The organism is Streptomyces sp. NBC_01450, from assembly GCF_036227505.1.
In the GTDB taxonomy this organism is placed as follows: Bacteria; Actinomycetota; Actinomycetes; order Streptomycetales; family Streptomycetaceae; genus Streptomyces.
In genome coordinates, this window is record NZ_CP109481.1 from 1,356,288 (window position 1) to 1,378,803 (window position 22,516).

14 protein-coding genes and 2 pseudogenes are annotated in these 22,516 nt (G+C 68.9%); 2 read left to right on the plus strand and 14 right to left on the minus strand.

Features of this window, described 5'->3' with window-relative positions; translation table 11 throughout:
- Positions 1–74 precede the first annotated feature (74 nt).
- The 8 genes from OG568_RS54830 to OG568_RS54865 form a co-directional block, all read right to left on the minus strand.
- Positions 75–821 (minus strand): cupin domain-containing protein, encoded by a 747-nt coding sequence (locus OG568_RS54830; RefSeq protein ID WP_329537518.1) that lies wholly within the window; start codon positions 819–821, stop codon positions 75–77.
- Positions 818–1,741, minus strand: coding sequence for a PmoA family protein (locus tag OG568_RS54835; RefSeq protein ID WP_329537519.1), 924 nt, complete (start codon positions 1,739–1,741; stop codon positions 818–820). Before OG568_RS54835 ends, OG568_RS54830 begins: the two co-directional genes overlap by 4 nt.
- The gene (locus tag OG568_RS54840) at positions 1,734–2,864 is read right to left on the minus strand and encodes a Gfo/Idh/MocA family protein (RefSeq protein ID WP_329537520.1); all 1,131 of its coding nucleotides are present in this window, start codon (positions 2,862–2,864) and stop codon (positions 1,734–1,736) included. The genes OG568_RS54835 and OG568_RS54840 overlap by 8 nt, the downstream gene beginning before the upstream one ends.
- 20 nt (positions 2,865–2,884) lie before the next feature.
- Positions 2,885–3,778: an ABC transporter permease gene (locus tag OG568_RS54845; protein ID WP_329537521.1), complete on the minus strand. Its 894-nt coding sequence runs from the start codon at positions 3,776–3,778 to the stop codon at positions 2,885–2,887.
- Entirely contained in the window at positions 3,778–4,692 is a 915-nt protein-coding gene (locus OG568_RS54850) for an ABC transporter permease (protein ID WP_329537522.1), read from the minus strand. Before OG568_RS54850 ends, OG568_RS54845 begins: the two co-directional genes overlap by 1 nt.
- Positions 4,685–5,809, minus strand: coding sequence for an ABC transporter ATP-binding protein (locus tag OG568_RS54855; RefSeq protein WP_329538289.1), 1,125 nt, complete (start codon positions 5,807–5,809; stop codon positions 4,685–4,687). The genes OG568_RS54850 and OG568_RS54855 overlap by 8 nt, the downstream gene beginning before the upstream one ends.
- A gap of 9 nt (positions 5,810–5,818) precedes the next feature.
- Positions 5,819–7,060: an extracellular solute-binding protein gene (locus tag OG568_RS54860; protein WP_329537523.1), complete on the minus strand. Its 1,242-nt coding sequence runs from the start codon at positions 7,058–7,060 to the stop codon at positions 5,819–5,821.
- A 231-nt stretch (positions 7,061–7,291) separates the two neighbouring features.
- On the minus strand, positions 7,292–8,332 hold the full coding sequence (locus OG568_RS54865; RefSeq protein ID WP_329537524.1) for a LacI family DNA-binding transcriptional regulator: 1,041 nt from the start codon (positions 8,330–8,332) through the stop codon (positions 7,292–7,294).
- A 569-nt stretch (positions 8,333–8,901) separates the two neighbouring features.
- Here OG568_RS54865 and OG568_RS54870 point away from each other — a divergent pair.
- Both OG568_RS54870 and OG568_RS54875 read left to right on the plus strand, forming a co-directional pair.
- Positions 8,902–10,635 carry a right-handed parallel beta-helix repeat-containing protein gene (locus OG568_RS54870; protein WP_329537525.1) on the plus strand — a complete coding sequence of 578 codons (1,734 nt, stop codon included), beginning with the start codon at positions 8,902–8,904 and terminating at the stop codon, positions 10,633–10,635.
- A 687-nt stretch (positions 10,636–11,322) separates the two neighbouring features.
- Positions 11,323–12,534 carry an IS110 family transposase gene (locus OG568_RS54875; RefSeq protein WP_329533076.1) on the plus strand — a complete coding sequence of 404 codons (1,212 nt, stop codon included), beginning with the start codon at positions 11,323–11,325 and terminating at the stop codon, positions 12,532–12,534.
- Between the two features lie 27 nt (positions 12,535–12,561).
- On the opposite strand, the gene OG568_RS54880 is transcribed toward OG568_RS54875, so the two are convergent.
- From OG568_RS54880 to OG568_RS54905, 6 genes and pseudogenes are all read right to left on the minus strand, one after another.
- Complete coding sequence (locus OG568_RS54880) at positions 12,562–12,969, minus strand: hypothetical protein (protein WP_329536432.1); 408 nt, start codon at positions 12,967–12,969, stop codon at positions 12,562–12,564.
- Positions 12,970–13,596: 627 nt separating this feature from the next.
- Positions 13,597–13,737: pseudogene (locus tag OG568_RS54885) on the minus strand (transcriptional regulator); the annotation flags it as partial.
- A 145-nt stretch (positions 13,738–13,882) separates the two neighbouring features.
- A complete protein-coding gene (locus OG568_RS54890) occupies positions 13,883–18,136 on the minus strand; it encodes a carboxypeptidase regulatory-like domain-containing protein (protein ID WP_329537526.1) in 4,254 nt (1,417 codons plus the stop codon).
- A 62-nt stretch (positions 18,137–18,198) separates the two neighbouring features.
- Complete coding sequence (locus OG568_RS54895) at positions 18,199–18,423, minus strand: hypothetical protein (protein ID WP_329537527.1); 225 nt, start codon at positions 18,421–18,423, stop codon at positions 18,199–18,201.
- 109 nt (positions 18,424–18,532) lie between these two features.
- Entirely contained in the window at positions 18,533–21,529 is a 2,997-nt protein-coding gene (locus OG568_RS54900; protein ID WP_329537528.1) for a helix-turn-helix transcriptional regulator, read from the minus strand.
- Between the two features lie 815 nt (positions 21,530–22,344).
- Positions 22,345–22,476: pseudogene (locus OG568_RS54905) on the minus strand (IS701 family transposase); the annotation flags it as partial.
- Between the last annotated feature and the right edge of the window lie 40 nt (positions 22,477–22,516).

Sequence of the window (22,516 nt, forward strand, 5' to 3'; positions counted from 1 at the left end):
GAGGCCCGGTCGATCCCAAGCTTCTTGAGCAGTGCCCACCCCAGCCTCCGAACGCGTCCGAGTACCGCCCGCCATCAAGGCTCCGTGGTGGAACCACCGGCTCGGCGGACGGGGTCGTAGGCACGGAGGAAGCCGCACATGCCCAACGACTGCTCCGGGGGCCGCGCGATGCGCGTGACCTCGGCATCCAGTAGATGGCTCCAGTCACCCCCTTCCAGCGCGCTGATGTGCCGCAGAGCCGTCTGTGCGGCCGCCAGGGCGCCCTCGTGCACGGTTTCCTCCCAGGCGGCCAGTCGTGGACGGACGATCTCGGCCGCCGCTCGGCAGAAGTCCTCGAAGGCGGTCCGGTTACCGCGCCGCCATTGACGAGTGAGTTCGGTGAAACCTTCGACCGCCAGGTCCCTTCGGGCACGGGCGCGTTTCTGGCTGGGTCTGCCCTGGTCGTCGAGGACGGCGGCGGTGCCCGGGTAGCGTTCGGGGGTGAGGTACTCGGGCGGGAAGGTCATCACCGCGTCGCCGGCCTCCGGCAGACCGCTGTTCTGCATGACGACGACGACCTGGAGGTCACCGTCGTTGATGGCGCGGTGGACGGTGCCGGGGCTGAACCAGACCACGTCTCCCGGGCGCAGGGGCGTGGTCCGCTGCCCTGTGTGGTTGAGGGTTTCCAGTCGTCCCTGTCCGCCGATGACGACATAGCATTCCGCGCAGGTGAGATGCATGTGCGGCGACCCGCCGTGCTCGTCGTCCTCGGTGGGCCACGGGTAGACGCTCAGCCGGCTCAGTCCCACCGAGCCGGGGAAGTCGGGGTGGGGGCCGGTCACCACATGAACCTCTCGGCGATGGGCTCCAGTTGTTCACGGTCCAGTTTGTGGTCGATGAACACGAAACGGTGGCGCAGGTGCAGCGTCTCGCCCGGCTCCAGCGTGATCTCGGTGTCGAAGGCCGGAGAGGGGTTCAGGCACGCGAAAGCGCTGCTGCGGGCGAACCACTTGACGGGCACGGGGGCTGTGGAGGTACCGGCGTAGGCGAGGACGGTGGCGCCTCCGTCGATATCGTCGTGTTCACTGGCGACGGCGGCCCAGGCTGCCTCGGCGCCCATGAGGGCCTCTCCCTCGTGCCCGTCGGCGGCGATGACGTCTCCACCGGTCCAGGACCGGGGTCCTCGCCAGAAGAGGCCGGTGTAGCCGGCGTTTTCGCGTCCGTGGGTGGTGGGGCTGCCCAGCTGTAGCGGTTCACCGTGCACGTTGGTCAGGTCGGTGGTGAAGTCCAGGGCCCAGGTGCCCTGGGCGGTGTCGGCGCTGTGGAAGCGCAGGGTGCGGGTTTCGTCGATCCATGCCTCCCCGTTCGAGGCGATCCAGTCCAGGACCTCCGCGACCGAGACCTCGGTGCCGTCGGTGGTCTGTGTGTCGAAGCCGCGGTGCTGTTGCCGGCCGTGGTTGTCACGCCAGACGTAGCCGTGGCCGGGTGCGCCCTGGGTGAAGGTGGGACCGCCCCAGAAGTTGTCACCGGACAGATGCGACCAGGTCATCTGCAGACCCTTGTGCCAGCGGTGGTCCCAGGGCCGGTAGACGCCGAGCGGAGCGCCGGACAGGGTCTTGATCGGGTACAGGTAGGGCTTGGGGGATTCCTGGATCGGGGTGTCGGGCCGGTAGACGTACGTGGCGATGTCCGTGCCGGCGACGGTGACGACCAGTTCGGTGGCGGCGTCGTCGTGGTGGATCTGGAAGGTCGTGTCAGACACCGATCTGCTCCTTGTTCGTGCGCTCGCCGGTGGCGATGTCGGCGTCGCCGTTCATGGTGTAGTAGAAGGGGTTGTCGCGGGTGAGCATGTCGGGGGTGACGGTGCGTCCGGTGATCGCCGACTCGTACAGGGCGGCGACGAAGGCCAGTACGCGGCGTCCGTCGTCACCGCTGGCCTCCGGGCGCCGGCCCTCGCGCAGGGCCTGCAGCAGCACGCGCAACTGGGCGGTGTGCGAGCTGGCGTCGTTGTCGAGCGGCGCCCCCAGGTCGGTTGCGGTGTCGCCGGCCCGGTGCGGGGCCGGGGTCCACTGCCAATGGCTGTTGTCGTAGCCGTAGAGGTGGGTCAGTTCGACGGTCGCCTCGGGGAAGTCGAAGCGCAGGTAGCTGGTCTCGCGTGGGGAGAGCAAGCTGTTGACCATGGAGACCATGGCGCCGGAGGCGAAGCGGACCATGGCCATGGAGACGTCCTCGGTCTCCACGTCGCGTGCCAAGGTGCCCATGGCTGCGCGGACTTCGGTCCACTCCCCCATCAGCGCCAGCATGAGGTCCATCTGGTGGATGCCGTGGCCCATGGTGGGACCGCCGCCCTCGGTCTGCCACTTCCCGCGCCAGGGGACGTCGAAGTAGGCCGCGTCGCGGTACCACAGGGTGTGGCAGATGCCGACGAGGGGCGCGCCGAGGGCTCCGGTGCGTATGTGTTCCCGTAGGGCCCGGGCCGAGGAGCCGAAGCGGTGCTGGAAGACGTACGACACATAGGGGCCGCCCTCGCGTTCGTGGGCGCTGATGGCGTCGTACTCGGCGACCGACAGGGTGGGCGGCTTCTCGCACCACACCCACACGCCGGCGTCGAGGCAGGTGACGATGGCCTCGCGGTGGGCCACGGGCGGCGTGCACACGATGACGAGGTCGGGGCGCACGGCCGCCAGCATCTGCTGGAGGTCGTCGTGGACGGCGGGGATGCCCCAGCGGGCGGCGAACGCGGTGGCGCGTTCGTGGTCGACGTCGACGACGGCCACGGCCACGGCTTGCCCGTCCTGGGCCTGGATGGCGGGCATGTGGCTGGTCTCGGCGATGTTTCCGGCGCCGACGATCGCCACCCTGACCGGATGGTTGTGCTGTGTCATGGAGGCTCTTTCGTGGGGGTTCAGGCGGAGCCGTGCGCGCGGCCGGACAGGGCCTGGGCGGGGTTGGAGAAGCGCAGGCTGACGGCCAGGCCGATCAGCGCGATGGCCATGTAGAACACGGTCATGGCCGCAGTCAGCGCGGCGGGCGGACCGCCGGGGTCGGACATCGCGCCGAAGATGGTGACGACTAGCGTCTGGGTCCTGGCGTTGCTGACGAAGAAGGTCAGTTCGAACGAGCCGAGGACCCTCACCAGGCTCAGCACACCGGCGGCGACGATGCCGGGCATCAGCAGGGGTACCAGGACCCGGGTGAACAGCCGCAGGTCGGTGGCGCCGAAGACCTTGGCGGCGTTCTCCACATCGGGCGAGATCTGCTCGACGAACGGCACGGTGACCAGGACGACCAGCGGCAGGATCGGTACGAGGTTGACCAGGATCACCGACAGCAGGGTGCCGCCGATGCCGAGGCGGTACATCAGTGCCGCGAGCTGCACGGCGTACGTCAGGGGCGGCAGGATCGCCGGGAACAGCAGGAACAGCGTGATCGCCGAGCGGCCCGGGAAGGACTTGCGGGCCAGGACGTAGCCCGCGGGCACGCCGAGGAGCAGCGCGAGCAGGACGTCGGCGGCGGCCACCTGGAAGGTCACGCTGATGGAGTCCGCCAGGCCCGGCGTGTCCCAGGCTTGGCGGAACCAGTCGGCCGTCCAGCCGCTCGGCAGCCAGGTGCCTCCCCAGGAGTTGCCCAGCGAGGCGACGATCACGGAACCCAGCACGGCCAGCAGTACGGCGGTGAACAGGGCGGCGATGATCCAGCTGACGACGGCGGTGACGGTGGGCCGGGGCCGGGCCCTGCGGTCCGGTGGGCCGGCGGGTTCGGGCAGGCTGGTCCTGTCGGGGGCGGTGAGCGTGGTCATCAGCCTTTTCCTCCCAGCGCGGGACCCTTGTACAGGCGGTTTCGGATCACGACCGTCAGCCCGAGGATCAGCAGTTCCATCGCGGTGAGCACGATCGCGATGGCGGAGGCCTGGGTGTAGTCCGAACGCTGTGAGGCGGCTTGGTAGATGGGGATGGTCAGGACATGGGTCTGGTTGTCGGGCTGGCCGACCAGAATCGCCGAGGGGAAGATGGCGAAGGCTTCGACCAGGGCGAGCATGAGGGCCGTGAGGATGCCGGGCATCGCCAGCGGCAGGACGATCTTCCAGAAGCGGGTGGCGCGGGAGGCGCCGAGCGTGGCGGCGGCGTTCTCCAGTGCCGGGTCGATACCGCCGAAGAAGCCCATCAGCAGCAGGAACGCGAGCGGAAGGGTGGTCAGTACGGCAGCGACGAAGGTGCCCTGGTAGTCGTAGAGGAAGCTGCCCTGCGGCAGGCCGAGTCCCTTCAGGGCCAGGTTGACCCAGCCGTAGGGGGAGAAGACCCGCAGCATGCCCTGCGCGATGAGGATGCTGCCGAAGGTGATGGGCAGCATGAGCACGAGCGTGACGAGCCTTCGGCCGCGGAAGTCGCGTCGGCACTGATAGGCGATCGGGGCGGCCAGGCCGACGCTCACGCCGGCGACCGGCACGGCGAGCCGCAGCGTCTTGACGATCGACCCCGCCAGATAGGAATCGCCGAAGAAGTCGCGGTAGTTGGCGAAGGCGTCCCCTCCTTCCAGGGGCTGGAAGGAGATGGTGACACCGTAGATGAACGGGTACAGAAACAGCCCGGCGATCACCGCCACGGCTGGCAGCAGCAACAGCAGCGACCAGTCGATGCCGCGTTCGGCCAGGCGGTGCCTGAGCGGGTGACGTAGCGCCTCGGCGGCCCGCGGGTGCGGATGAAGATCAGGCACGCGGCTCGACCGTCCCGTCGCCGTTGTCCGCCGGATAGACCAGCACCCGCTCCGGGGCGACGCCCAGGTCGAGGACGGCACCTGCGACGACCGGCTCATTGGTCTTCAGGTGCAGGACGGTGTCCGGGCCGGTGCGGGCCTGCACCGACAGCTCCCGGCCGTGGTACTCGACCACTTCGGCCACCGCCTTGATCGAGTTGCCGGTCGAGCCGGCACCGACGATCAGGTCCTCGGGCCGGATGGCCACGCTCACCTCGGCGCCCGCGGCCACGCCGGAAGCGGCCTTCCGGACACCGTGGACGACCGTGCCGTGGGCGAGGACGGCGGTGTCCTTTCCCGGGCCGGTGCTTTCGACCTTCGCCGAAAACAGGTTGCGGTAGCCCATGAACCCGGCGACGTAGGCGCTGGCCGGGTTGGTGTAGACCTCCTGGGGGGTGCCGGTCTGCTCCAGCACGCCCTTGCGCAGCACCACCAGGCGGGTGGCCAGCGACAGGGCTTCCTCCTGGTCGTGCGTGACGTACAGCACGGTCAGGCCGCGTTCCTGGTACAGCCGCTTGATCTCGGTGCGCATCTCGATGCGCAGAGCGGCGTCGAGGTTGGACAGCGGCTCGTCCATCAGGACGATCTCCGGCTCGATCGCCAGTGCCCGGGCGATCGCGACGCGCTGCTGCTGACCGCCGGACAGCTGGGAGGGCAGCTTGGCGGCGTGCTCGTGGAGCTGGACCAGCGTCAGCGCGCGCATCGCGCGTTCCTGTCGCTGTGCCTTGGGCACCCGACGCATGCTCAGACCGAACTCGACGTTCTTCTGCACGCTCAGGTGCGGGAAGAGGGCGTAGTTCTGGAAGACCATCCCAAAGCCGCGCTTTTCCGGCGGCAGGGTGTCCAGGCGGACGTCGTCGCGCCAGATGGAGCCGTTGGACAGGGGCTGGAGGCCGGCCAGGCAGGCCAGCGCCGTCGACTTGCCGCAACCGGACGGCCCCAGCAGGGCGACGAACTCACCGCGCGCCAGCTCCAGGTCCAGGTTCGACAGGGCCGGCGTGGCGGACTTGGCGTAGCTGCGGGTGACACCCCGCATCGACAGCTTCTCGAAATCCACGGCGGGCTTGCTCACCGTCATGGTCATGGCTCAGCCACCCACCTTGGAACCGACCTTGCGCTGCCACAGGTCGAACGCCTCCTGCATCTTCTCCGGCGTCAGCGGGACGCGGACCTTTCCCGTGCCCAGGGCGGTGGGAAAGAAGTCGGGCCGGCCCCACTTCTGGACGAAGTCACCGACCGCGGATCCCGAGTTGTCGACGGTGACGTCCTTGTTGGCCGTGGTCAGCACACCGGTGGTCAGGCGCTCCTGCTGGGCCTCGCGCTGCACCATGGAGGACTCGAGCGCGAGGTCCACATACAGCGTCTCCGCACTGACTCCCTTGGGGACCATCGCGAAGTGGCCGTCGCTGATCCAGTTCTGGTCCTTGAACAGGGTGATGCCGGTGTCCTTGGGCCAGGTGCCGGTCTTACGGTTCGAGATGTCGTGCGCGATGATCGTCGGTACGACGTCGAGCTGACCGGCGCCGAACTGCTGGGCCAGCAGCGTGGAACTGGCCGGATAGCTGCTGACGTACGTGCCCAGCTCTTCCAGGTACGCCCACGTCTTGTCCCAGCCCTTGGCCGGATCCGAGGGATCGGAGTCGCCCAGCATGTAGGGCAGTGTCTGGACGAACGCCCGGCCGGAGCCCGACCCCGAGGGCTGGGCGTAGCCGAACTTGCCCTTGTGCGCCTTCGCCCAGGCCAGCAGTTCCCCGGGAGTGTCCGGGACCTCGGACTTCTTGACCTTGGCGGGGTTGTAGTCGATGAACGGGCCGTTGGGATCGTAGTTGACCAGTAGTCCGTAGCCGTTGGACGACTTCTGGAAGCCGGACCGCGGTGCGTCCTGGATCCCGGCCAGATCCGGAAGCGACTTCGCATTCGTGGGGATCTGCTTGATGAGCAGGTTCTGCCGCTGGGCCGAGCCCAGCACGTCCGGGCCGCCGAGGAGCAGCGAGACGTCGACCGATCCGCCGGACTGCTGGGCCTTGATCTTTCCAGCCACGTCCGTGGCGGCGGCGGTCTGGTAGGTGACCTTCGACACCAGGTCGGGATGCGCCTTGACGAAGGCGTCGATGGCCGCCTTCCCACCGCCGGTGAGGTCGCCGCCACCGTCCAGGACCGTCAGGGATATCGGCTTGGTGGGCTTCTTCGGCGTGAGAGTTTCCGGCGACGAAGACGATGACTCCCCTGGTGCCCCGCACCCACTCAGCGAAACAGCCGTCAGAGCCGCGACGGTGACTCCTGTCAGGGTGGGGACGAATCTGCCCAGTCCTGAACCTCGTCGTGTCATGTCTTTCCTTCCCCGGCACGTCGATGTGCCACCAGGGCGCCGGCCCGCGGCATGCGGTCGGCTGAGTGAAATCGGTGGGAGAGATGTGGTGCTCGCCGACGTAACGTGGCAGCGACCTGAAACATAGTGATCGATCACCTTTAACGTCAAGGCTCATACGGGTGATCGATCACTTTTGCTACTGCAACTCTCCATTCTCGTTTCCCAAGGAGTCGTCGGGGAGGGTACGAGTCAGCCAGGAAGCGGGCTACCGGGCACCGGACCGCTCGATCCCCGCGGGATCACCTTGAACAAATTGCTGGTGTTAACCTCCGGGTGCGGTTCGCCGCGGATCCGGGCGAGCAGCGACAGCATCGCCTGGCGGCCGAGAGCCTCCCGGTCGCCGTGGACCGTCGAGATGGTGGGAAGGAAGTACTGGGTGAACTGCTCGTTGTCCCAGCCGAAGACGCTCACGTCCTCCGGCACCCGCATACCGCGGTCCTGGAAACCGCGGATCGCCCCCATGGCGACGTAGTCGTTGGCCGCCAGCACGGCCGTCACTCCAGAGTTCGCGGGCAGGTCCCGGGCCGCTTCGTACCCGGAACGCACCGACCAGTCTCCGTCCACGATGCCGTAGGACTCCAGGCCCAGCTGGGCGATCGTCTCCGCGTACACGGCCCGCCGGTTGCGCGCCGAAGCCCAGTCCTGCGCCCCGGCCACATGAAGGAAGCGGCGGTGCCCCAGGCCGGCGAGATGACGGACGATCTGCTCGGCCGGCTGACCGGCGGCCAGTTCGCCCTGGGAGTGCATGTTGTCGTCGAACTCGCCGAAGACCACGATCGGCCTGGGATCCGTTCCCGCACGGCCGGCCAGGTCCGCCAGCGGAGTGAAGGACAGCACGCCCTCGGCCCGCTCCGTGTCCAGCAGCGACAGCACTCCCTCGGCACGCCGTGACTCATCGCCCTCCAGGCCCACGACGTCGGTGGTGTACCCGGCCTCGTGGGCTGCGGCGGAAGCCCCCTTGAGCATCGGAGTAGGCACGAAACCCGTCAGTTCCGGCAGCACGATGGCGATCCGGTTGGACCGCTGGGTACGCATCGACCGGGCGATGAGGTTCGGCCGGTAGTCGAGCTCGGCGACGGCGCGATCGATCTTCTCCCGGGTCGACGGTTTCATTCCGCCGTTGTTCTTCAGATAGCGCGAGACGGTCTGATGCGACACCCCCGCCAGCCGGGCCACCTCCCAGATGGTCGCCCGCTTCTTCCTCCCCGGTGCCCCTGGGCCACTGGCCATACCGTCGGATCAACCCTTCCACTGTCCAGTCCGGTGACCTCTTCGGCCCCCAGTGCCACGGCGCCGCACCCGACCAGGTCAGCGCCTACCCCGAGGATAGAACGCCGGGACGGACGGCCGTGGCTGTCGGCATACGCCAGCCGCACCTGGCACCGGCCCGTGCTGCACCTGCGTCGCGGCCGGCCCCATGACGGCGCCGCTTCCTTCCCGGCGACACCTCACCGGCCCATCGCCCGCAGGACGGCGCTCCGCATCGCTTCAGCCCCGCGCACGCTATCGCAAAGTGAACGATCACCTCTCGGAATCTTGACGTAAAAGGTGATCGATCACTACGTTCGGATACCGCCACCCGGACACGTGGCGCTTTTCGATATTCCCTGGCTCCCGGCGAAGCAGGACGGCAACGCCGAGATCACCGAGCGACCGCAACGGGAAAGGCGTCTTCACCCGGCAGACGGACGGACCCGGGCATGTGCCGATTCCTGGCCCGAGAACACCGATCCTGCACTCCGGCGCGTCGGGCTACGACGCGACGCGAGGCGCTCCCCCGTTCGAAAGGATGTCCAAATATGTCCCGTTCAACCTGGGCACCACCCTCTGTCAGAGCAGCGATCAGGCACGGCGGCAGCCTGCTGGCCGCCGCCGCTCTGACGGGCGGCGCTGCCCTTGCCCTGGCCGCCCCGGCATCGGCCGTCACGGCGGTTGCCCCTACGGCAGTTGCCCACGGCACCCACGGCACCACCTTCTACGTCAACTCCTGCAAGGGCAACGACCACCAGAGGGGCACGTCCCCCAAGCACCCCTGGAAGACACTCGACAAGGTGTCCGCCACCACGTTCGAGCCGGGCGACCGGATCCTCTTCCACAGGGGTTGCGCCTGGAAGGGGCAGCTGTGGCCGAAGGGCTCCGGCACAGCGTCCGCACCGATCACCATCGGCTCGTACGGCGGCGGCGCCAAGCCGGCGATCGAGGGCGGCGGCGCCGTCGCCGACACCGTGAAGCTGCACAACCAGGAGTACTGGGACATCCAGAACCTGGACGTAAGCAACGAGGCAGCCGCCACCGGCACACCCGGCGAGAACCTCGGCGACCTGCGCGGCATTCACATCAGCGGGGACAACGCCCAGCAACTCGACCACTTCGTGATCGACCGTGTCGACGTCCACGACGTCACCGGCGAGGTGAACTGGATCTCGGGAGACACCGCGGGCAACGCGACGGGAGTCCACTTCCGTACCGGCTGGGACGGCTCCAAGAAGACCGGCGGCATCGTCTTCGACACGACCGTGCCGGACGTCACCGCTCCCCCCTCCACCGCCACCACGCTCAACGACATCACGGTGCGCAACTCCACCATCACCAACACCTCCTTCGCGGGGATCGTCGTCAAGCAGTACACCGGTGACGGGGCGAACGCCGTGGCGACCGGATGGGGCACGCGGAAGTCGGCGTCCGACACCGGATTCACGCCGCACACCAACGTCACCCTGAGGAACAACTACATCTCCCAGGCCGACACCGCCTACGGCTGCAACGGCATCTACCTGACCGACGTCCGCAACGCGCTGGTCGACCACAACGTGATCGCCCACGCGGGCACGTCCGGCATCGAGACCTACTACTCCGACCAGGTCACCATCCAGCACAACGAGGTGTACGGCACCAAGCAGAAGGCCGGGGGCGCCGACTTCAACGCCATCGACCCGGACAAGGGCACCACCGCCGTCACCGTGCAGTACAACTACGTGCACGACAACGGGGACGGCATCCTCTTCTGCCAGTTCGCCTTCGGAAGCGTCACCGCCCGATACAACATCGTGGCCAACAGCAGCCGTTACCCCGTGTACCTGCACTCCGACAAGGCGGCGACCGCCGACATCTACAACAACACCGTCTACAACGGCAACAGCAGCAACTACCTGGTCTACGGCTACGGCTCGTCCCTGGCCAGCACGTACACCCTGCGGGACAACGCCTTCTACTCAAAGGTGGCTGCGGCCAGCCTGACCACCAGCCCGACCATCACGTACGACGACAACTACTACGGCGGCGCCGCCCTACCCGTCCCGTCCGGAGACACCCACGCCGTGTCCGGCGACGCGATGTTCGCCAACCCGTCCGTGACCGGCCCCTACGGAGACGCCACCAGCGGCCCGCAACTGGCCACGGCCCTCGGCTACGCCCCGACGGACGGCTCCGTACTCATCGACAGCGGCGCGGCCATCGCCGACAACGGTGGAGCAGACTACCGGGGTGCCGACCTTTACCACGGTGCACCGGACGTCGGCGCGATAGAGCATTGAGTGCTCTGCCCACGGAGGCCGGTGGCGGTGATCACGGTGGGGCGATCTTGAACGAGTGAACGAAGCACGGTTCCTCCGGCAGTTGAGCTCGGAAGCGCGGATCGGTCGGATCTCGGACCAAGATCCGGACCCTGCGCGGGCCAGCACCCCTCCCACCCGCCAGGACATTGCTCTCTCAACTGGCCAGCGACGTAGAGGCCTCGTTCCACCAGTAGACGAAGAACATTCTTTGTTCTTGCAGCCCTCAGAAACTTGGTTTCTTCTAGAGCCTGAAGTCGGGTTGCCTGGAGGCATCGTTGCGCTCCAGGCAACCCGACACGCCAGGTACCCAATGTAATCAATTGGGTTCTTCGAGTTACTGCCTGACGTCCAAAGGAGTTCCCGCCCGACCAGTCGCGGACCAAATCGCGCCGAAGGACATCACCCCCGTTATGTTTTTCGCGGTCCTGCAAGAGGGCCGCTGGCCTCCGGGCCCGGTATGACTTTTGCCCCCTGTCGAAGGCATGACCTGGGGGGTGGTGTCGCCGGGCCTGGGAGGTGCCGTCGGAGACGCTGATGAGAGGTCCGGCCACCGCCCGGTCCGGCGCAATGCCGGACAGCTCGCGGGCGGCAGGTCTGCATAACGTGGATGCGCGCGTACGACACCACCGCCGAGGCCGGCACGTTCAACACCCTGGGAAGGGCGCGATGTTCGACCCCGAAGACGTGGGCGTGTTCCTCGGCCTGGACGTCGGCAAGAGTGCTCATCACGGCCACGGGCTCACCCCGGCCGGGAAGAAGGTCCTCGACAAGCAGCTGCCCAACAGCGAGCCGAAGCTGCGGGCCGTCTTCGACAAGCTCAAGGCCAAGTTCGGCACCGTCCTGGTGATCGTGGACCAGCCCGCCTCCATCGGCGCCCTCCCGCTCACCGTGGCCCGGGACGCGGGCTGCAAGGTCGCCTACCTGCCCGGACTGGCCATGCGCCGGATCGCCGACCTCTACCCGGGCGAGGCCAAGACCGACGCGAAGGATGCCGCGGTCATCGCGGACGCCGCCCGCACCCTGCCGCACACCCTGCGCTCGCTGGAACTCACCGACGAGATCACCGCCGAACTGACCGTGCTCGTGGGCTTCGACCAGGACCTTGCCGCCGAGGCCACCCGCACTTCCAACCGGATACGCGGCCTGCTCACCCAGTTCCACCCGTCGCTGGAACGCGTCCTGGGCCCGCGTCTGGACCACCAGGCCGTCACCTGGCTGCTGGAGCGCTACGGCTCCCCGACCGCCCTGCGCAAAGCCGGCCGCCGCAGGCTCGTCGAGCTCATCCGGCCCAAGGCCCCGCGCATGGCCGCCCGGCTGATCGACGACGTCTTCGACGCGTTGGACGAACAGACCGTCGTGGTCCCGGGGACCGGCACCCTCGACATCGTCGTGCCCTCCCTGGCCCGCTCGCTCGCCGCGGTCCACGAACAACGCCGGGCCCTGGAAGCCCAGATCAACGCCCTGCTGGAGGCACACCCTCTTTCCCCGGTCCTGACATCGATGCCCGGCGTCGGCGTCAGGACCGCCGCCGTCCTGCTGGTCACCGTCGGCGACGGCACCAGCTTCCCCACCGCAGCCCACCTCGCCTCCTACGCCGGACTTGCCCCGACCACGAAGTCGTCGGGCACCTCGATCCACGGCGAACACGCACCACGAGGCGGAAACCGGCAGCTCAAACGCGCCATGTTCCTCTCCGCCTTCGCCTGCATGAACGCCGATCCCGCCTCCCGCACCTACTACGACCGATGCCGGGCCCGCGGAAAGACCCACACCCAAGCCCTCCTCCGCCTCGCCCGCCAACGCATCAGCGTCCTGTTCGCCATGCTCCGCGACGGCACCTTCTACGAACCCCGCGTCCCCCAGGCGACGGCTGCATGAACCAGTCCACAGGAAGGCTGACGCAGATCAACACCATGGGTCGTCTGCCCATGCCGAGATATCTGCGGCCCCCCGACGGACAGCTTCTTCCGGGTCCCGGGCGAGCTTCCCGCAGGCCGCTGCGACGTCCGGCACACCGCCCGGTCCCACGAGCGCGTCATGCACCCCGGTCTGCAGCCACTCGGCCTGGTTGTCGTCAGCCTCGGCAACCGCGAGAGCGATAAGCCTTATGGCGGCCACCGTCCCCACCCGGGTCAAAGCCTCTGCCGTCTGCCGGGTCACCGCCGTGTCCTCGACGTCCAGCAGCAGCCCCACCAACGCTTCCGCAGCCTCAGAAACATCAGCGAAGGAAGCAAGGTCACGCCCGGCACGAACACGCTGGGTCCACGAAGGAGACGACGCCTCAGCCAAGGCTGCCTCCAACCCACTCGTCATCTCTGGCACGACCAGACAGTCTCACGCCCCACAGAGAAGATCGAACCCCGGGCAGAGGCTGCCCAGACGCTTGACGAAGAACATAGAGGCACCCCCCCGAGCCGCCCACTCACGAGCACCGCGACCCGCCGATACCCGTAAGCAGCGCCCGAACCGCCGGCAGTACTGGGAGAGCTCTTCGACCTCATGGCCGCCCCGAACAAATCCGTATCGCGAGCGAAGTTGTCGACGACGGCTGAAAAATGGGGAGTTTCATGAATCAGGCTCTTGCAAGATTTTCGTAGCCGGTGATCGCCTGGGCCGGCTCCAGCACCAGACTCATTACGGGCATCAGGCCCACAGATCATCGGCGTCGGGCGGGCAGCCGCCACACGACCCCACTTTCACGGCTGCGCCGACGTCCGGTATGCCGGATGCAGAGACTCGTGAGGCGCCCCGAAGTTCTCGGACAGCGGTCCCCATAGGATCGAAGTTCAGATCGGCGGAGAGAGCACGTGGCACAGAAACGTAGGAAGTTTAGTCCTGGAGACGACGATCCGCCGCACCCAGCCCGGTCCGAAGGCCCGGCGGGCGGTGGCGGTGGACGGCGAAAGCCTGCGTGCGCAGTCAGGGCCGGCGGCCGCAGAATCCACCTGCCGGCGCCGGTTCCTCGCGGCGCAGACCCGGCACACGGCGGCGCTCGCCGTAGGTGACCGGGCCGATGTCCTCAGGTCGCAACTGCGAGCGGCGCGCCTGCGGGAACTCGCCCGGCTGTCGTTTTCCGTCCATGCCCCGAGTATTGGCCGCCCGCCGCAGACCAGCCACACCCACCGAGGGATTACCCGTCCCGGGGTGTGCACAGGGGAGAAGGCGAAGCCGCGCCCACCCGGACAGAGCGTCTGGGTGGGCGCGACGTGAGGGGGTGGCGGTGGGGTCAGGTCGCGGTCAGCGACAGGTCGGCCGTCGTGGCGCGGCCCGGCAGCAGGGTCACCTCCTTGGATGCCGGGTGGTGCCCGGTGGCCGAGGCCGTGATCCGCAGCGGGCTCGGGCGGGCGTCCAGCCAAAGGTCGTAGTGGCCGGCGGAGTCGGTGCGTACGGTGTGCGCAAGGCGGTCGCAGCCGGTCGTTCTGGCGTGCGCCACCGGGCAGATCAGGACAGTGGCTCCGGCGAGTTGTGCCCCCGTGTGCCTGTCGGTGATCGTGCCGGAGAGATGGCCCCAGGTCCGCGGGATCGTGACCTTGAGGCTGACCTTGACCGATGCTCCGGCGTAAGGGGCGTCGGTGCTGTAGGTGAGCCGCGCGGTGTAGGTGCCGGCCGTGGCCACGGCGGAGGCGTCCGCGCGGACGGTGACCGTGGTGGAGTGGCCGGGGGCGAGGTCGAACGAGGTCCTGTCCGCCGACAGCCAGGTGACGTCGTCGCCGTCGCACTGGTCGTGCCCGGGCAGGACCTCGGCCGAGGAGGCGGTGCCGTAGGCCGGGGTCATGCCGCCGATGCGGTAGATCCCGCAGCCGCCGCCGGCCCGGAAGACGGCGGAGCCGGAGTTGGGCAGGCTGGACCAGGTGTTGGACACCGGGTCGTATTCGGTGACGGTGTTGACCGCTACCGTTCCGACGATGCCGCCGACGACCTGGAGTTTGCCGTCGTTCCCGCTGGCGGTGGCGCCCCAGCGCGCGTCGGGCATGTCGGCCGCGCGGGTCCAGGTGTCGGCGGAGGGGCTGTAGCGGTAGGTCTCTTTCTTGGTGGGGGTGTCGACATGTCCGCCGGTGGTCGTGATGCCCCCGGCGCAGACCAGTTCACCGGTGATGCCGGTGCAGGCCCCGCGTTCCATGGTGGACGGGTAGTCGGCGCGGCGGGTCCAGGTGTCGGTGGCCGGGGTGTAGCGGTAGACCGTGCTGACCGTGTCTCCGCAGCCGGATCCGGTGCATCCTCCGATGACATAGAGGCTGCCGTCGAGGACGGTCACATTCGGCATGCCGATCGCCTGGGGCAGATCGGCGAGGCGGGTCCAGGTGTCGGTGGTGGGGTGGTACGCGTAGAGCGTGGCGCGGGCACCGTCTGGGGCCCAGCCGCCGGCGACGTACATGGTCCCGTTGACGAACGCCCCGCCGGGTGACTCCAGGCCCTCGGGGAGGTCGGCGATGGGTGTCCAGGCGTCGGTGGCCGGGTCGTGCACATAGCCGCTGGTGAGGAACTTCCCGCCGAAAAGCCCGGAGACTCCGGCGACGGAGTAGACCTTGCCCCGGTAGGTACCCACCGCGTTGTCCATGACGGGCTCGGGGTAGTCGGCGATGCCGGTCCAGGGCCCGGTCGATGCCGATGCCGTGGCCGGCGGTTCACTCGACGTGCTCTTCGCAGCCGAGGGGCTGGAACTCATCGGTCCGGGGGAGTAGTTGCCCTTGACGCGCAGCGTCGGGGCGCCCGCCGAGGAGTCCGACGTGGTCGTGGAGGTTCCGTCCGGTGAGGTGTAACCGGTGCTCTGCTCACCGAGGTTGACGTGCAGCGGCGCCTGCCCCTTGTTGGTGAAGGTGACCTTCTTACTGCCTGATCCGCCCAGCGTCTCGCTGACGGAGAGGCCAGTTGAACTCACGGCCAGGCGGCCCGCCTTGAGCGTGCGGTCGAACCGGTTGACCTTGTCCGGCCGCGTGGTGAGGGTGCCGGTCGAGGTGGTGTAACGGGCGGAGGCCGTCCGGTACGTGTGCCGTCCGGTGGGGGCGCTGAACAGCCAGTAGTAGCCGTCGGCCAACGCCAGGTCGTCGGGGGTAGCCACGGTGGTCGCCGTCGCGTAGCCGTCGGCGGTGTCGGTGACGGTGGCGGGTGTGATGGCACCGCCCGTGTTGCCGTCGACGACCTTTCCGGCGACGATGCCTCCGCTCACGGCTGCGCAGGAGCCGACGGTGACGGTGTCGAGCTGCCAGATCGACAGGCCGCTGCCGGAGTAGTGGAAGCGCACCTTCACGTGCTTCGCGTTTGCCGCCTGGGTCAGGGGAACCTCGACGTGGCCCAGGTACTCGGCCGTGTCCCGGTGCCACACCGCGGTCCACGTCGCGCCCGAGTCGAGGCTGAGGTCGACGTCGGCCACCGAGTCCTTGCTGGAGACGTAGAGGGCGTCGAAGCCAAGTACGGGTGAGTTCTGGCCTGCCAGGCTGAAGGTGGGCGAGACGAGTTCGGTGTCCTCGGGAGCACCACCCCGGCCGTAGGGATCGGCGGCGGCCCAGTTCCCGGTTCCGCCCGTCCAGTTGGACAGGAAGTTGTCGGCGAAGTCCCAGGTGGCGCCGCTCGTCCCGTGGTCGACGACTGTCCAGCCGTGCTCCGGCGTGGTGCCGGTCCAGCCTTCGAAGTCGGTCTCGGCCGGGTAGGCGTGGCCGGGTGCGATACAGGCCGTCAGGTCCACGTCCGGCGCGACGTCGCTACGTACGTCGGCCGTGCCCACGGGGACGCTCAGGTCCGTGCTCCGGTAGCCGGGGTAGAGCGGGGCCACATGGACGTCGTAGGTGGCCTTCTCCGGAAGCTCCACGCTGTACTTGCCGGTGTAGGGGTCGGTGTAGACGGCGCCGTTCGGATAGCCGTCGATGGTGATCTTCGAGTACAGGGGCCAGCCGTGCCCGCTGCCGTCCTTCACCGTGCCGGACACCGTGCGGGTCGGCACTTTCACCAGGGTCAGGTCGGCGGTGGTGCTCTGGTTCTCGGTGACGCTCACTCCGGAGCGGGTGTTCTCCCGGTAGCCGAAGTCGGTGGCGGTGATCCGGTACGTGCCCACCGCAGCGGGGAGGTCGTACGCGCCATCGGCGTCGGTGGTGACGTGGTACTCCCGGCCGCCTGTCGCTTCTTCGGAGATGTCCAGTGCCGCACCGGCGAGCGGGGCGCCGGACTCACTGTCGGTGACGCGTCCGGACAGCGTTCCATGGACGCCGAAGGCCAGCGCGGACACGCTGACCGGGGTGCCGAGACCGGTCGGGCCGTCCCAGCCGACGCCGGCGGTGCACACCACCGTGCCGCAGTCGTCGTTGGACCCTTCGGTGACATCGGTCAGCCCGGAGGCGTTGATGTACGGGTAGGTCACCGGGTAGGTGCCTTCGACGGGAGTGCCCGCCAGCGCGTACATCGCCGTGATCAGCGGTGCGGAGAGGCTGGTGCCGCCGACCTGCAGCCAGCCGTCCTTGCCCACCGTGTCGTACACGGCCAGGCCGGTCGCGGGGTCGGCGACCGCGGAGACGTCAGCCGTCGCCCGGGTGTCGCAGCCGGTGGCGAGCCCCCTCTGGTAGGCAGGCTGGGCCTCGTACAGCGAGCAGCCCGATCCGCCGGAGGTCCAGGCGGACTCCGTCCAGCCGCGCTCGGTATCCTTGGTGCGGGTCAGCCGGGTGCCGCCGGCGGCCACCACGTCGGGGTTGGTGGCGGGCCAGTTCTGGACATGGCCGGTGTCGCCTGTGGACGCGACCACGGCCACACCGGGATGGTCGTAGTGGTGGTCGTACGCGGTCTGGGAGGCGCTCTCGCTGGGCAGACCGTAGGAATTGGAGACGTACTTGGCGCCCAGGCGTACGGCGGTGTCGACCGCGGTGCCCAGGTCGTCCAGGCTCGCCGAATCACCCTGCACGAGAAGGATGTTGCACGCCGGACAGGCGGAGGAGACGGCGTCGAGGTCGAGCGCGGTCTCCAAGGCCCAGCCCGCGTCGTCGGCGGGGTAGTCCGTGCCACCGCTTTGATCGACCTTACGGAAGCAGCCGTTGGCGGTGGTGCACTCGGGCAGCCCGTAGTACGTGCGGTACGCGGCCAGGTCGGCCTCGGCGTGGGAGTCGCCGTACGCGTCGACGATCGCCACCGTCCTGCCCTCGCCTCCGGCGGGAAGGCTGTAGGCCGCCTGAATGTCGGCCGGGCCCAGCGCCTCGGACGGGGGCGCGCTCGCCTGCGGCTGGACGACGTGATCGGAGTCGGTGCGCACGTCGGCGAAGCACTGGGCCACGCCGTCCTCAAGGCTCGGGTTGTTGCAGCCGGCCGGGACGTAGTTCTGCGGGACGTTGTCCTGCGGCACGGCGTTGAGCAGGTCGGAGGCCTTGGAGGAGCCGGCGTCGGATGAGGAGGCCGGGGAAATGGGGGTGGCCGCGGCTGCGGTGGCCGGTTGTATCGCGGCGAGAGCTCCGGCGCCGAGACAGCCGGCTATGAGAAGGGCGAGGGGCGCACGTACGCGCACACGTCTTAAGGACAGCAAGGGGGCACCCTTTTCGTCGCGTTCTGGACCCGATCGGGTCCAGATCAGAGGGGTTCGTAACCGCTGTACGAGTCGTCCGCGCAGGCGGGGTCTGCCGTCGTGTCGTCGGCAGGTACGCCCGGTGCGGCGGGCGTCGGTTCGGGGTGTCGCTCTGCGGCGGGCGGCACGTCGGTGTGCTCCGATCCGGGGAAGGCAGCGGCTGGACTGTCGGCGCCGTTCGTACGGGCGCTCGGTGCGCCGGACTTCGGTTCGGGGGATGTGCTGTTCATCCGACGGATGGACGCCCTTCCGGTCATGCCCAGGTGCAGGTCGGCTTGCGGACTCTGCGCGCACTGAGTATCGATGGTTGCCGCGTGTCCTCGCGATGGGGCGGATGACCTAAAGATCGGAGCCCGCGCCGGTGGCGGGGCCTTCCGACGGGGTGATTCCGGCCTGTGTCAGGCTGACCGCCAGTGCGGTACGCGAGGTCACTCCGTATTTGCGCATCGCGGAGTTCAGTTGCGCGGCAATCGTCTTCGGGGAACGGGAGAGTGCTCGTGCGATGGCCGGGTTGGTCAGACCGGTGAGCATCAGCCGGACCACTTCCAGCTCACGCGGGGACAGCTGGTCGCCGTAACCGCGCCGCCCACCACGCCACACCTGTCGTACCGGCGCCCCAACTGCACGGAGTGCGACGTGCACCCGGTCGGCGTCCGTCCGGGCTCCCAGGGCCGTGAATCCGGCCTGCGCGCGGGCGAGTTCGGCCAGTCCGGTGTCCTTGTCCCCCACTGTCAGCAGGCAGCCGGCCCTGCGTTCGGCCGCGAGCAGTGCCTCATACGGTCGGGGCAGACGCTTCCAGGCGGTGACGGCCCGGCCGAACGCGGCGGCTGCCTCGACGCTGCGGCCCTCTCCTTCTGCCAGCATTCCGCGACACGTCTCCAGGGCCGCGTGCGCTGCCGGCAGGTCCTTGCCACCGAGCCCTTCGGCCAGGTCCGCGACGAACTGCCGTGCCTGGTCCGGCCGTTCAAGCGCGAGAAGCGCGCCGGTCCGCACCGGTGCGAACTCGGTGGCCCAGAGCCAGATGTTCTTGCGGGCCACGACGTCGGCCGGTCCTTCCGTCAGCTCCAGCGCCTCGGCGGCCGACCCCTCGGCGAGCCGGATCCGCGCCAGGGCGGCCGCGGGCTCCAGCGGCAGATCTACGATGCCGCGCCGCAGCCCCGCGTCGAGCACCTGGCGCAGGCGCTCTTCGACGGTCCCCATCCCGCCTTCGGTCACCGCCGCGGGGCCCAGATCCGCTCCGCTGCCGCCGGCCGCCCCCTCCAGCAGAGCCATGATCAGCAGGGCGTCCAGTTGGAGCACGGGTTCCGCGTCCACCACTGCCAGGGCGGCGGCGCGCTCGGCCAGTCCGTCCCAGGCGCCGGTGAACCAGTCCAGGTGCACCAGCGTCACCAGGATCATGTCGTGGAGCCGCTGGTACCGGTGTTGTTCCGCCCTGGCCAGCGCAGTCGTCAGCAGTTGTCTGGCCTCGTCGTAGCGGCCCCAGCGCATGGCCCCGTTACCGATGTTGAGTCCACTGCGGGCCAGCTGCATCATTCCTTCCGGGGTCGTCGCGGTGTCGGGCAGTTCCGCGGCCACGGCCCAGCCGGCCTCGTCGCCCATGTCCAGCAAGGCAGTTGCCCGGTCCACCACCAGAGCCAGCCGCTGGTCCGCCGTCATCGGCAGCCTGGCCGCGACGGCAGCCCGGTCCAGCCAACGGCGGTGCTCCCGGGCAGATATCAGGGTGCTCGGCGGGCTGCCGAGGGTGTTCATCGCCCAGGCTGCCTGGAACGGGTCGTCGGCCAGATCCGGCAGTGCCCTCTCCAGTTCCGCCGCACCGGCCGCGTACTCGCCTGCGTGCAGCAGCATCCTCCCCAGTTGGATTCGGACGGCTGCGCGGTCGTGCGGGGCGAGCGCCTCTGCGTCCAGTACGCTGCGCAGCGCGCGGGTCAGATCGCCACGGCCGACGAGCCCGGAGAAGGCCAGGACCGGCATCTTCTGTGCCCACCGGGCCACCGAGGCGGCGGGCGGATCGCTCTCGGTGAGTAACTCATGCAGCAGTCCGACTGCGGTGCGATGGTCCCCGGAGGCCAGAGCGAGATCAGCGGTCCATTCAGCGTACTGACGCCACTGCCCGATGTCCCCCGCCTCCCGGTAGTGGTGGGCGAGCCGGGCCACCGGCTGCGGCGTCATGGCCCGCAGTGAGCGGCCCGCTCCTCGGTGCAGGGCTCGGCGGTCAGGCGCGGGCGTCATGTCGTAGACCGCACGGGCCGCCAGCGCATGCCGGAAACTGACCCGGCCGACACGGTCCTCGCCGAGCAGTCCACTGCGTACGGCCGCGTCCACGGCCCGGCTGACAACGTTGTTCGGGAGCCCGCTCACCGTCGCGAGGACGGCCGGGTCGACCGGTTCGGCCAGCACGGAGGCGGCCTGCAGCACGCGTTGTGCGACCGGGGTGAGGCGCGAGGCGCGCTCGGCGACTGCGTCCCGGATGGTGGGCGGCACAGCGATGTCAGCCAGCGTCCTGCGCACCCACTCGCCGTCGCGCCGGACCAGATCGGCCCGGTCGCGCAGCAACCGGACGGACTCCTCGATCGCCAGCGGCACACCGTCCGTCCGTTCCTGGAGGAACAACGCGAAAGTCTCGGAGACGTGTTCCCCGTCGAGCATCGACGACATCAACTCTGCGGTCTGCGGCACGTCCAGCGCACCAAGACAGATCCGTACGTACCCGGTGCCGGCCGGGGGCCGGGAGGTCAGCCGCATCAGCACGGACTCCGGCGCCACGTCCTCGGGACGGTAGGTCAGCACCAGGCTCATCCGGCGGGAACGACGCGAGGCGAGGAACAGCAGGAAGTCCAGGGTTGCCTCGTCGGCCCAGTGGACGTCCTCCAGGACCAGCACGCCGACGCCCATGGCGTCCAGCAGTTCGGCCAGTGCGCGGAAGAGTCGGTGCCGGGCAGCGCCTGCGTCCGACAGCGCCTCGGGGGCCGGCGGCAGGTGCTGCCCCCACTCGGGGAACAGCGGCCTCAGCACCCCGGCGAGAGAGGTGAGGGCCAGCTCCGCCACATCGAGCCGGGCATCTCGGGCGGCGTCGACGACCGGGCCCAGGGTAAGGGCCTCCCGGAACGGGGGGCAGATGGCGGCCAGCGGCCGTCGGGCGGCGATACCGGGCTCGTCCAGCACCTCCTGAACGAGTCGGCTCTTGCCGATTCCGGCCTCACCCTCGATGAGAACCGCGGCCGGCGGCCGGGCCAAAGCGTCCGTCAGCCGGTGCAGTTCGGCCGCTCGGCCGACGAAACGCGGAGCGCTGACGCTGGGCAGCACGCGCGGGAGGCCGTCCTCCACAGAGCGCTCCATCCGACCGCCTTCCCCACCCGCCCAGGGTCTATGCGACCCGAGCGCCGACTGCCTGTGCAGGCTTCGACACCGCAGCATGCCATCATCGCCGTACTGACCGCGCCAGGGTACGCCGACTGCAGCTGCCTCCAGCACTTCTGAGGCTGCGTCAACTATTGACGGATCGTCAAACAAGACTCGTCGCCGTATCGGGGATCCGGCACAATGCCCGCCGAAGGTGACCGAAGCGCGGGCTGGCCCGGCCTTCCAGGCGTGCCCGGACGCCGGCCAACAGAGCGTCGCCGGACGCATCGAGGGTGGCGGCCAGCGGACCCGGGTGAAGGCGGCGGCCCGCAGCGCGGCAGGCCCGCCCGGTTCCCCACCGACCGCAACTGGGACCTCGAAGCGCTGATGGGGATGGGCGGCCGCTGTCACACGCAGGTGGGCGTAGCGGCTGACGCCTTGAGTACCGCCGGAGATGCAGATCATGAGTAGGGCGGCGGTGTCGAAGGTGATCCGGTAGCGGTCGGGGACGTTCCGGGGGCGGCAGACGATGCCGCCCTCCGACAGTTCTGTCTCCTGGTCGTCGCACCACGACAACGCACTGCCCTCGCTCAGCATGAAGGCCTCGTCCTCACGGGTGTGCAGGTGGTAGGTCGGCGCTTCGCCCCTGGCTGACGAAGAACCGTCGACGGTCCACTGTCCGCCGGTGGCCGCGCTGTCTGGGGGTACCGCGAACTCCGCACCGTCGAGCCATTCGAGCTGCTGGCATGGAATCCGCAAAACCGCAGGTCACAACCAAAATCTGAGCTCTCTATCGAACCCGGGGCGATTCAGTGTTCGTCGAGTCCGGCCAGGCCCTTGGCAGACTGGAAGGATTCTTCGACCGTCCAACGCCGTCCGGCGACCTTGACCAGCGTGGCAAGCGGCACCGGGTGGGCCGAGTAGCAGCGGTGGAAGGCCAGTTCACCGGGAGCGGCCCAGAAAGCCTCTTCACGCTCGACAATC

What these genes read in the sequence shown, in the direction of transcription:
- OG568_RS54840 (WP_329537520.1), bottom strand. Translation starts at nt 2,864, where the DNA reads ATGACACAGCACAACCATCCGGTCAGGGTGGCGATCGTCGGCGCCGGA.
- OG568_RS54845 (WP_329537521.1), bottom strand. Translation starts at nt 3,778, where the DNA reads ATGACCACGCTCACCGCCCCCGACAGGACCAGCCTGCCCGAACCCGCC.
- OG568_RS54855 (WP_329538289.1), bottom strand. Translation starts at nt 5,809, where the DNA reads ATGACGGTGAGCAAGCCCGCCGTGGATTTCGAGAAGCTGTCGATGCGG.
- OG568_RS54860 (WP_329537523.1), bottom strand. Translation starts at nt 7,060, where the DNA reads ATGACACGACGAGGTTCAGGACTGGGCAGATTCGTCCCCACCCTGACA.
- OG568_RS54865 (WP_329537524.1), bottom strand. Translation starts at nt 8,332, where the DNA reads ATGGCCAGTGGCCCAGGGGCACCGGGGAGGAAGAAGCGGGCGACCATC.
- OG568_RS54870 (WP_329537525.1), top strand. Translation starts at nt 8,902, where the DNA reads ATGTCCCGTTCAACCTGGGCACCACCCTCTGTCAGAGCAGCGATCAGG.
- OG568_RS54875 (WP_329533076.1), top strand. Translation starts at nt 11,323, where the DNA reads ATGTTCGACCCCGAAGACGTGGGCGTGTTCCTCGGCCTGGACGTCGGC.
- OG568_RS54880 (WP_329536432.1), bottom strand. Translation starts at nt 12,969, where the DNA reads ATGACGAGTGGGTTGGAGGCAGCCTTGGCTGAGGCGTCGTCTCCTTCG.
- OG568_RS54895 (WP_329537527.1), bottom strand. Translation starts at nt 18,423, where the DNA reads ATGAACAGCACATCCCCCGAACCGAAGTCCGGCGCACCGAGCGCCCGT.
- OG568_RS54900 (WP_329537528.1), bottom strand. Translation starts at nt 21,529, where the DNA reads ATGGAGCGCTCTGTGGAGGACGGCCTCCCGCGCGTGCTGCCCAGCGTC.